The organism is Xanthomonas populi (assembly GCF_002940065.1).
Lineage (GTDB): Bacteria > Pseudomonadota > Gammaproteobacteria > Xanthomonadales > Xanthomonadaceae > Xanthomonas > Xanthomonas populi.
The window spans coordinates 1-3,604 of the sequence record NZ_MDEJ01000222.1 but is presented as its reverse complement, the minus strand read 5'-3'; the positions used below and the strand labels follow the sequence as shown (position 1 = coordinate 3,604).

2 protein-coding genes and 1 other RNA gene are annotated in these 3,604 nt (G+C 59.3%); 2 read left to right on the top strand and 1 reads right to left on the bottom strand.

Annotated features, from left to right (window positions below):
* The first annotated feature begins 362 nt into the window (after positions 1 to 362).
* Both XpopCFBP1817_RS20010 and XpopCFBP1817_RS20005 read left to right on the top strand, forming a co-directional pair.
* On the top strand, positions 363 to 845 hold the full coding sequence (locus XpopCFBP1817_RS20010; RefSeq protein ID WP_244171273.1) for a lytic transglycosylase domain-containing protein: 483 nt from the start codon (positions 363 to 365) through the stop codon (positions 843 to 845).
* 268 nt (positions 846 to 1,113) lie between these two features.
* Positions 1,114 to 1,186: non-coding RNA, sX9 sRNA (locus XpopCFBP1817_RS20005), on the top strand.
* 4 nt (positions 1,187 to 1,190) lie between these two features.
* On the opposite strand, the gene XpopCFBP1817_RS20000 is transcribed toward XpopCFBP1817_RS20005, so the two are convergent.
* Positions 1,191 to 2,429, bottom strand: coding sequence for a hypothetical protein (locus XpopCFBP1817_RS20000; protein WP_244171272.1), 1,239 nt, complete (start codon positions 2,427 to 2,429; stop codon positions 1,191 to 1,193).
* Positions 2,430 to 3,604: the final 1,175 nt, after the last annotated feature.

Genomic DNA, 3,604 nt, shown 5'->3' with positions numbered 1-3,604 from the left:
GATTAGGGAAAATTGCTCTGGTGTGATCTCCATACCCGATAGTTTACTCGCTCAGGCCATTAGTGTTAACAGGCCCTAGAAACAGCTACGTTGCAACGATGCGTGCTGTGATTTCGTTTATGTCATAGACGCTTCGTTCAGCGTATGCATGCGTGCGCACGGCACCGCTATGGTGTTGAGATAGAGCCAGGCATTGGATCAACCGGGGGGTGCGTGTCCACTCCACTCCACTCCACTGCGTTGCTGGAATCAACGACGATCAGGTGACAGACATGACAGATACCGATACGCCGATCACGTGTCCGCCTGTGCACGGAACGAATGTTTGGCGTCCACAGTGTTGGGCCACGCTCTCCAGAAACATGCGAATGGGCGAGCGATTGTGCGCGCTCCTGCCCATGCAGGCTGCTGCCCCTCGGCGACGCGTGTTGATTGCGGCGGCGTTGCTGTGCGCCACGCCGCTCGCACGCGCAGACTGTTTTGAAGAAGCCGCCGGTTATCAGCATGTCAATCCGTGGGTGCTACGCGCTATTGCGTGGCAGGAATCACGTGGCCGTGCCAACGCGATCCATCGCAACAACAACGGTACGATCGATTATGGAAATATGCAGATCAATTCGATCCATCTGCGGCGCCTTTCCAGCTACGGCATCTCCAGGGACGCGTTGATGCAGCCGTGCGTCAGCGTGTATGTAGCCGCCTGGCGGCTGCGCGAGATGACTAATAAATACGGAAATACCTGGGCCGCAGTGGGCGCCTATCATTCGGAAACGCCTGCGGAGCGCGACAAATATGCGCATGCCATTCACGCGATTCTGACCAGGCGCGGCGTGGTTGCTGAGTAACGCTGCTGCGACCGCGGTAGCGCGTCTGGTGCAGCACATGGCATGCACAAGGTTTCAGCATGGCTGTTGTAGGCGCGCTAAAGCCGGCAGCACGATGGCGGAATAACCGCGGCGACCGGCGCGTGTGCATCGGTCGCCGAGCATGCGGCGCTTGACGTGGCGGATAACCTCGCCAGCAGTCGTGAGTGGATGCCGACAGCGCGCTTGGAGTAATAGCAGCGCCTGCGCAACGGGCTGCTGGCTTGCTCGCATTGCGTGTGCGAGTGGCATGTACCACTCGCACACTCGGCTCATGCACTCCGCCCGCACCCACCTGACGACTGCTCGCTACGTTTTTTGCCGCTCTTACTCAGTCTGCGAGCGAAGCGCTTCGGCCTCGCGAACTGCCGCCTCTGCCTGCCAAGTGGCGCCGATGATCTTATACTGCAAGCCGGCGGCAACCCCGGACACCGTATTGGCGAGCAACGCGCTGCGTGTGGGCGACAACCCAAGCCACGCACCAATCATATTGATGGCGGTGCCGAGTGCGATATTGGAGTTGATTGCAGCGGTGCGCGTGATCGACTGGTCCATGACCCGCTCGTAATCCTTGCGCTTGCCCTTGAATGCAGGTTCCAGGAATTGCTGCGTCCCGGCTTCATCGGCTTCGTGCTGGGTTACGTTGAGCCAATCCAGCGTTTCCATCCCGACATTCAATGCAGCCGACACTGCGGATTGACGCACGATCACATTGGTCGCCTCGCCCTTGTGGAAAGGCGCGTTCAGGCCGGCCCAGCGTTGCCGTGCAGCAGCAAAATCTTGCGATGCCACTTCATTGGCGGCCAGATTGGTCAGGACATTGGCCATGCCGTAGAACCTTCCGGCGCTGGTGATATGCGGATCGCTGATGCCGCCGTTGGTGGGGCCACGCATTCCCACCATGCGAAATGTCGCCTGGATGGTGTCGCGCGCTGCGGCATAGGCGGCGATTTTCAGATCGGTGGCCAGCAGCCTGGCGGCTATCTCCGGTTGGCCCGCTGACTTGCCGGTCGCGCCCACTGCGATGTTGCTGATGATGCCGCCCAGCGCGAGCCGGGTGACCAGATCCGAGTAATGCTTCTGCTCGGCTTTCTTGTGATTGCGTTCGTCTTCGGACAATGCATCCCACTGTTCGTGACTGATATTGTGGAAGCCCCGCGCAGCCGCGTCGGGATTGCGGTTCTCGCGGTTGCTTCGCAGCGTATGCAGCGCCATCTGCAGCGTGCCCGACACTGCCTGCATGGCGACGACCGCTTCGGTCGGGAGCTGACGGAAGGCAGCAAACAATCCCTCGCCCAGCAACTCGCGCGCGAATGTGGGCGGACCCACGGAGGTGGTCTGGTGCACCAGATGCCCCAACGCTGCGCCAAGGTATTGCTTGTCGAAACTGATCAGGCGCAGGCCGCGCGCAGCGGCCGCCACCGCTGTGGCGGTCGGTCCAAGCGCGGTGCGCACGCCACGCGCCGCTCCGGTTCCGACCGATGCGGCCAGCGCACCCAGACGCTCGGCGGTTGTGGTTACGCTGGTTGCTGCCGCAGGTGCGGTGATCATCTCACCTGCGTGCATGGGCGGGGCGGGTAGTGCAGGTTGTTCGTCAACGGTAGGAGGTGGGTCCAACGGTTCTAGGAAGCTTCTGGTGCTGTGGAAGAACTCGCTGTCGCTACCTTCGCCTTGCAGGATCGACGCGTCGGAGTCATGCAACAGTGGGTGCTTGCCGGTGTGCTGGTTTCTGTCGACCGCGCCGCCAGAACCGTTGCCGCTTTCCGAGTTGTTGCGTCGTCCGGCAGGTTTGCGCGCTAGTCCCGACAGTGCAGCGCCCGCCGAGCATGTCTGCGTCTCATTGCGCTGCTGCGGCGGCATCTCGATCACAACGTCTACGATGTTCAAACGCGTTGGGTGGGAAGCGCTGGTTGAAGGTGTCTTCGTCACGGCATTTCATAATCAACTGTTCGTGCAAATACAATGCGAACGTCTCAGCGTGCAATCGAAGCGCGCAAGCGTGCCCATGTATTCACGGCTACTTTTGTGCAATAAATCATCTTATTCAGTGGGTAAATAAATAACCTCAAGTCGGAGATCCGGGGTGCTTCAAATGCGAAATTATCATTCCACAACGGAATATGTCAGTCCTTGTTCGGCAGATGAAATGTGTCTGCTGTTGGGCGTGTCTTCGCCTACCCGAATACATTTGCGTATGCACCAGCGACGCTGCGCTATGCGTTGTTTGGTCAACATCAACTGTCTGGGCCGACCTGGCGGTGCAATCGCGACCGTCACATTGCGCGGCTGGTGGCCTAAGGTGTTGCTTGCCAATCGCATGTCGCGTTCAGCCATGCAGCGGCGCTGCTGTGCGGCACTTGGCCGCATGTGAGCGAGTTAACTGTTGCTGCCAACGCGTCTTGAGCCGGCAGCGAGAGTCAGGACATCGGTGCTCAGTGCGCTGGTGACTAGGGCAGCAGTGACGAGAGCATCACTGACCAGAGCACCGACGCTCGAAAACTATTCCTCGGAAAACCAATTGCTAAAGCGTGTTATGAATTTTGGAAGAGCGTGGCTGCATTTCCAAGCATCAGGATCGCGAAGACAACAAAGTGCAAGTCGGCCAATATTTCCGGCGGCTTCAACTCTGGATCGCACCACCAACGGGTGGGACGTGATCCATGTTCAGTCCCGGCATTAGATGGATCGGGTCCACCTTGAACCGCTCGGGTTCGGATGTCCACTGCTTGCAGATGAATTCG

Coding starts and splice junctions, on each gene's coding strand:
- XpopCFBP1817_RS20000 (WP_244171272.1), bottom strand. CDS start 2,429: ATGCACGCAGGTGAGATGATCACCGCACCTGCGGCAGCAACCAGCGTA.
- XpopCFBP1817_RS20010 (WP_244171273.1), top strand. CDS start 363: ATGCGAATGGGCGAGCGATTGTGCGCGCTCCTGCCCATGCAGGCTGCT.